Below are 7,351 nucleotides of genomic sequence, written 5' to 3'. Positions count from 1 at the left end.
CTGAGCCGGTGCTGATCACCGTAAGATTGCCGCTGATGGTATTACCATCCAAAGCCAAATCGCGATTCGAAGTCAGCCCCGGCGTGTTGAGCGTGAGATGGTAATAATCCTGTCCGCGATTTTCGGGCGCGGTGCTGGTTATGCCGGTGAACAATGCGGCCGAACCTTCCTGCCAGACAGCCAAGGGCACGCTGCCACCGTTGCGGGCGTGTTCATAAACCGCACCATTGGTGAAGGTCAGCGTATCTTGCGGCACGACGGCGCCACGATTGACCAGATTTCCGTTGACGACAAAAGGCCCGATGATTGCCATGGTGCTCGAATCGGCAACTTCGAAATGAATCCGGCCGCCGGCATAGGTCACGTTCTTGAATGCCACTTGCTGCGTGTCGTTTTTCGCCAACACGAATTTTGCATTCCCTGGCGTGGGATTGGAGTTTTGCGTCGCAGCGCTGTCCATCGAGAAATTGCCTTGATGCAAATACCATGTTGTCGTTCCGCTGCCATTGCCTTGTGATCCCCGCGCAAGGGAGAAGTTGCCGCCGGTGACATTGAGGTTGCCGTAATGATGGACGATGAATGTAGTCTGCGCATTGCTGGTGCCCTGCACCGCAAATTGGCCGTCCTCGACGATCACATCACCCATGATCGCGAACGCCGCCGTGTCGTTGGCGGCAATGGAAGTCAATTGCCATCGAAATGCGCCAGTATTGATCACTCTCACAACGCCGCCGATGACGATGTCATTCCACCCCATGTCGCGGTTGCGGCCCAGATTGGGCGTGTTGAAGGTGAAGTTGTAGAAGCTTTGATTTCTGTTGGCCGGCGCGTCCTGGATGGTGCCAGTCAGAAGCGCCGTTGATCCCTGTCCCCACGTCGCTACGGGTATGCTGCCGCCATCGCGGGCATGTTCGTAGGTGCTGCCATTGTCAAACGCCAAAGAACCCGAGCTGATCTCGACGATGCCGGTTTCTTCCACTTTGACATAGCCGGCAACACTCACCGCAATATCCACGCGCACGGTGTCATCACCGCGCACGGTGATGGTTTCGCTTCCCGCCGGAGCATTGACCGCCGCGACCCAGTTGGTTCCATCGAACGTTTCCCAGGTTGAGGCATCGCCCCAGTTCCCGCTGGCTGCGGAACGATAATCTCCCGCTTGCTGTGCCAGGGCCGGGCTTGAAATGAATACCGCAATTGCAGCGGCGCAAATTGTTCGTTTCACAATTTTCATGAGACCCTTCTCCATTTTTGTGATGGTTTACAGGGTTGATATGTGACGCATGCAAGTTCACAATGGAACAGCTTGTCACTCAGCCTGTTGCACTGTTACCGTGAAAATCTCTTTGCTTTGTCATCCCGAAGGAACCTTGTGAAGTATTAAGCACGGGGCCCAGTACCATACAGAATTCCTGCGGATTGACAGCCGGGGAAGCCCTCTGGAACATCGGTAACAGAGTGCCGGCTGCACTGACCGCAAAGCCTGTCTATATCACTTCATCAAGACCATGCGTTTCATGCCCACAATTTCTCCCGCCTGAATTCGGCACAAATAAACGCCATTGCTAAGATGGGCGGCATCAAACTGCACGTTATGCACACCAGCAGCTTTGCGACCATCGAACAACGTGGCGACTTTCTGCCCGAGCGTGTTGAATACTTCAACGGTGACCCGAGAGGCAGAAGGCAGTCCGAATCTTACGGTCGTGGATGGATTAAAAGGATTGGGATAATTCTGTTCGATGAAGAACGATACCGGCACATCTTGTTGCCGCTCGGCAACGGAAACCGGAACCTTGAGGCTTCCACCTTCAAACGAAATCGATCCATTCGGGCCGAGCGTGAACGGGATGGTATTGTCAAACTCGCCCGCCACCAGCCTGAGCACGCCGTTGATGGTCGTGGCTTGCGACAGCGTCACACCCGCGGCGTTATTGCTGATGAGATCGGTGACGGTGGTTGGCATGCGCGCACTTGTGACTTGCGCAGCAGCGCCGTTGAATCCGTAACTTGATCCCTCCGCCAGCGTCACCGCTCCGGTGACCGCGCTGAGAATCTCTGCCACGCCGCCGGGAAGGGCGGTCAGCAATGTTGCGCCTTCATTCACTGTGAACGTGCCGCTGCCTGCCAGCACGCCCGCACCCATATCGAGCGTCGTGCCGCTGCTTACTTCAATGGGAAGAGCCGTCAACGTATTTCCTGTTCCCAACGTCAGAGTCTGCGTGCCCGCCTTCGCAAAGACGAATTTCGCGCCGCCCGGTGTGGCGTTGGAATTTTGAGTTGTCGCGTTCGACATGGAGAAGTTGCCTTCATGCAGATACCACGTTGTCTTGCCGCCTGCTTGTGAACCGCGCGCAATCGAGAAGTTGCCGCCGGTGACAACAATATCGCCGTAATGATGCACCTCGAAAACGGTTTGGGCGTTGCTCGTTCCTTGCACGGAGAATTGCCCGGCTTCCATGATAACGTCGCCCATGATGGTCACGATTGCCGTATCGGTGGCGAGCGCGGTGGTGAGGTACCAACGATTGGTGGTTCCGGTCGTGATGACGCGGACATCGCCGCCAACGGTGTTGCCGTTCAGGTTCATGTTGAGATTCGAGAGCAAGCCGGGAGTATTGAAGGTGAGGTTGTAGTAATCTTGATCTCTGTCGTTGGGAGCGGTGGTCGTAACGCCCGTTATCAACATGGTTGAGCCTTCCGCCCAGGTCGCCAGCGGTACCCGGCCGCCGTCGCGATCATGCTGATAGATGCCGCCATTGGCAATGGTGAGGTTCACATCAGGCTCTACGATGCCCTGATTGACGAGCGTGCCGGTGATCGCAACCGGCACGTTGACGAATATTGAATCCGTGCTCAGTATTGTGATGGTTTCAGACCCGCTCGGCGGTGTGGCAACGTTGGCCCAGGTGGAACCGTTGTACCGCTGCCAGCTCTGCGCCACACTCCAATTACCGCTGGCGCGCGTGCGATAGTCTCCCACTGATTGGGCTAAAAGAGATGAAGATAAGATCAGCATGAAAGTAAAAGCGAGCATCATCGTAACAATTTTTTTCATGATGCGCCTCCTTGTCATGAGTTGTGGAGTTGAGGTGATGGAACTATGTCTTTTGTTAATGTTGCCAGGGTATCTCATATGAAAGTTGTGCGACGAACGTGTGACGCCGCTCGCGATTCTTGCTGATGGCGCTGGCCCAAATGTCTTGGTACTTCATCAAGGCGTTTTCATACGTCACACTCAAATGCAGGGCCGATTGCGTGATTCCGACGCCGGCGGAATAAACCGTGTACGTCACCGGTTCGCCTTCGATTTGATTTCCTTCCGGCTCGAAGACTTCCGCCTCGCCGCGCATGCCGCCGCGCAGCGCCAGCCAGGAGGCAATTCTATACTCCGCGCCGATGCGAAAGAGCGAGGTGGAAAGCCAGGGCGAGATTTCAACGCCGCTCGCATCGCGATATTTGGCGGAATCATAAGGACGAAACTCATATTCCAAGCCCAGAGTTAGATTCTCTTTTGGTGTGAGCGCAAGGCCAAGCCGGCCGCGCCAGGACAGTCGCAATTCGTCTTCACCTTGAATCGTCGAAAGTGCCGGCGTGCCCGTGGTATCCGTTGCCACCTGCATGCTATAGTTTCGCGTGATTGTTGCCGGCGGTTTAATGGAAAAACCCACGCTGACGAAACGTCCGGTGAGAATGCTGCTCAGAGTAAATTCCGTGCCGCTGAAATCCGAAGTGCCCGTCTTGGTGATTCTGCGGTAAATCGAATCCGCGCGAAAAGCATTTGAATAGAATGTGAGACTTCCTCGGGCCACCTCTTGCTCGACGTCATCACTGCTGCCGTCCAAGATCATCCCACTGAAACCAAGGGAAACATTTTTCATCACGCTGCCGGCCAGGGCAATGCCGTAACCTTGTAGCGAGCCTGCACGAGAACGTGACGTCTGCGACCAATTCACCGGCAGAGGATTATCATCACCCGGGCGCAGTGTTGGCAGCGGGCGTTGCGACAGGATGTTGGGAGAAAGGACATTGTTGTTTTGATAATAATGATTCAAGTCGGCGTAGTTGACTGCGCCGATTCCCGCAACCATTTTGATCTTTCCCAATGAAAACGGCATTGCCAGCAATGCTTGTAACGGCTTGCTGTGATTTTTCGAGCGTGACCAGTTTGGCCCAATGTTGTCGTAGGGTCTTTGCACCGTATCCTGCGCCGTAAAACCGACGAGCATCGTATCCGGGTTCGGAATTCTCGCGGTCAGGCCTTCCAACAGCAGGCTGAGATTCGAGTAGTATCTCACCGGGGCATAATTCTGCTCTTGTTCCAAATCCTGGGAGAACCAAAGTCCGCCAAGCGCTGCCTGCATTCCAGTTATTGAATGCAACGCTGCCGGATTCTGAAACATCAATCCGGCGTCTTGTTTGACGCCGATGGTGACGCCGCCCATGGCCCGGCTTGCGGCAGAATGCAGCGAGTAGTGATCGATTCCCTGAAACGTCAGCGCGCCGCCGTTGCCTTGCGCGAAAAGTGATCGCGCCAAAAGAAAAAGCAGCACGCAAAACCGCAGAGTGGCAGAGAATACGCAAAGTTCCTGCTGGGCGATTTCTCTGCGTCTTTGCGCCTGTGCGTGAGAGTTTTTCCTTTTTCTGTAGACGATGAAATTTTTCATGGTAGCGCAATCCCTAAACTGATCCGCTGAACATTGCCGAGATAGGTGCCCATGGCGCCATAGCTGTAATCAGCCGACAGCCGGATGCCTTCGAGTGCATGCTTGACGCCGCCGCCGAGCGTCAATCCGTCGAAATCGTAGTTGAACTTGTAACCGCCGCGCAAGGCGAACGAACCGGCAAACTCATATTCCACGCCGGCGTGTATCTGTTGCGCGTAATCGTTGGGATGGAAGATGTCAAGTGCTGCGCTCAACCGGTTCTCCGTGCTGCCGGAGCGCAACAGACCCTCCGGCCCGATGATGTCCGCGCCAATGCCGAAGCGAAACAGCAGCGGCACAGGATTCGATTCCTTGGCATATTTCACATCCGCTCCGAAATTCTGCACCGCAGATCCGATATGAATCGAGCGATAACCGGTGTTGTAGCGAATGCCGAAATCGAAGAGCAAGCCGTTCGCCCAGGTGTCGACCTCTTCGAGCACGCCTTGTCGCACTTGCGCCGTCAGCTTCCGGCCATCATACAGTGATTCATGTGCGTATTTCAGACCCAGGCCCACGGAGAACTTGTCGGTGAGATCGCGGCCATACGATACGCCGACGACGTAGCTGTAAGGGCTGAAGGTTCTTCCCGTCAGGCCCGGCCCTTCGGGATTGCTGATGTAGGGGCGCGCGGTGGTGGTTTCTTCGAATTCACCGAAATCGACATACTGGACTTGCAGGCCGAGCGCGCCGAATCCTTCAATGGCGAGCGCGAAGGCGAGTGCGCCCTGTTGGGAATCAAAGAGCCAGTTGGTGTAGGTGGAAGTCAATTCCATGTTGTCGAGCCGAGCGAGGCCGGCGGGATTCCAAAACATTGCCTCGGCGCCAGTGGCCCACACGGCATAAGCCTCGCCCAACGCCGTGGCGCGCGCCGAGGGCATCACTTTCAAAAACTGCATTGAGGTGCTGCCCACCTTCTGCGCATGCGCGGCGGGGAGGCAGAGGACGCCAGCGCCTATAAGAGCGGCGCTAATTTGCATTTTGAGAGAATTCATGATGATTCTCAGTATTGGTTAAAAAGGCAAAACCATTTGGGGCAAAACCATTAAAGGCTTCATTTGAGAATTGTTCTAAAAACCACGCGATCATGATCAAAGTTGATCCAATGAACAGCTTTGAGCGAGGTATAGTGAAGGAATCGCCGCAAATGCTTCTCATTGGACATTTCGTCCCTGGTCACAGCCGAAATCTTGAACGCGACACTTGAATTGAGCAAATGAGCCTTTTGACTGCCCAACACGCGCGAGCCATCCTTAATTTCGAGTTCTTTTATTACCTTTGCTTCGCCACCAAGCAAGTGAACAATGGCATCATAGAATAAATTAAAATCAAGAAACGCACCCCACTCCTCCAGAAGATGTCTAGACGTTCGCTTGAGCCAAATGCTGTCTTCATCAACCTCTTGCCAATGGTTATCGTCAATACGAAAAGCATAGCGACTCTCGGGAGTCAAGTTGGTGGAGACAAAGCGATGTTGAACCGAGGGCGGCCGCATGTTGATGAGCTTGCCATGATTGAGTCCGGCTAACAGGAGATAATTAATTGTTTGCTTCTCATGTTCGCCGGTGAGAGCCTGTGCCGTCTTTAATTCATAGATGCCGTTATCGATCAGCAAATCGATTTTATAGATCTTTGTGAAGTCATTGAATGACACGTATATTCGAGCCTCAAATGCAACTCTTTCGAATCCGGCTCTTTTGCACCTATAAGCAAGTTCATTCTGATAAATCCTTTCATCCCAAAACCTTCCGAGGTCACGATGAATTGAAAAAACGATTCCCATTACTTTATAGTCCAGCGCGTGAAAATCGTCACAGGAAATCGGCTTTGTCTGAACCCCCAACCGAATCGGCATCGTTCCCACCTCACTCTCAAAATGGTTTTGTCCTTAATGGTTTTGCCTTCTGTTTTTCTGCATTTAATGAATGACCACAAACTTGCCGCTGGACCGTGCGCCGGTGTCGCGGTCTTCGACGACAAAGTAATACACCCCAGAAGCGATGATTTGATTGTTGATGCTGAGTTGATACCAGGGATTGCCGTACGTTTCCCGGTCATGCTCGCGCGTGATGATCAACTGCCCGGTGTAAGAGAAAATTCTGATGGTGCAACGCTTCGTCAATCCCAGAAACTGAATGCGATCGTTGATCTCTCCACCCGGATCCGAACCCGTCAAACCGCTCGTCACGATCAGCGGATTGGGCACGACATAAACCTTCCCGAGAGATTCAGCCGGAGGCGCCTGCGTTTCGTGTGTCGTCAAATTCGTCATGCCGCTTCTCCCGCCCAGTTGATCCACCGTGACCACGGCATATGCAACATTATCCCCGAGATTGCTGTTGGGATCGAGCACATCATATTCGCCGTTGCGGAAGTAGCGCGGATCTCCCGCCGACACGGAATCGATGATCGTCCAGGGACCCAAAGGATGAGGCGCGCGCATCACCTCGTAGTGACTGAAGGCCGCATGCAAGCGCGGTGAAGTGAAGGCTTCGACCTGCGGACCCCAAATGATCCGGTTGGCCGCCGCACGCGTGTCTTCAATGCGAATGGCAGGCGCCGGAAATGGGATCGAAACGGTGTTGTAGCGGCCGGTTGCCGGCGCTGCTTCGGGTTTGTATTGCAGCGTATCGTGCTTCACCAGA

At 54.1% G+C, this 7,351-nt stretch carries 6 protein-coding genes; all 6 read right to left on the bottom strand.

Features of this window, described 5'->3' with window-relative positions; all coding sequences use genetic code 11:
• Positions 1-1,234, bottom strand: a 1,234-nt coding sequence (locus tag FBQ85_23345; GenBank protein MDL1878079.1) for a T9SS C-terminal target domain-containing protein, incomplete at its 3' end; no start/stop codon positions are given.
• 258 nt (positions 1,235-1,492) lie between these two features.
• Positions 1,493-3,058, bottom strand: coding sequence for a T9SS type A sorting domain-containing protein (locus FBQ85_23340; GenBank protein MDL1878078.1), 1,566 nt, complete (start codon positions 3,056-3,058; stop codon positions 1,493-1,495).
• 55 nt (positions 3,059-3,113) lie between these two features.
• Positions 3,114-4,538: a hypothetical protein gene (locus FBQ85_23335; GenBank protein MDL1878077.1), complete on the bottom strand. Its 1,425-nt coding sequence runs from the start codon at positions 4,536-4,538 to the stop codon at positions 3,114-3,116.
• 125 nt (positions 4,539-4,663) lie between these two features.
• Positions 4,664-5,686, bottom strand: coding sequence for a PorV/PorQ family protein (locus tag FBQ85_23330; protein MDL1878076.1), 1,023 nt, complete (start codon positions 5,684-5,686; stop codon positions 4,664-4,666).
• Positions 5,687-5,760: 74 nt separating this feature from the next.
• The gene (locus FBQ85_23325) at positions 5,761-6,570 is read right to left on the bottom strand and encodes a GxxExxY protein (protein ID MDL1878075.1); all 810 of its coding nucleotides are present in this window, start codon (positions 6,568-6,570) and stop codon (positions 5,761-5,763) included.
• Between the two features lie 54 nt (positions 6,571-6,624).
• The coding region (locus FBQ85_23320; protein MDL1878074.1) for a T9SS C-terminal target domain-containing protein at positions 6,625-7,351 on the bottom strand (727 nt) is incomplete at its 5' end.

It is taken from the genome of Cytophagia bacterium CHB2, assembly GCA_030263535.1.
Lineage (GTDB): Bacteria > Zhuqueibacterota > Zhuqueibacteria > Zhuqueibacterales > Zhuqueibacteraceae > Coneutiohabitans.
This window is presented reverse-complemented; position numbering and strand designations above follow the sequence as displayed.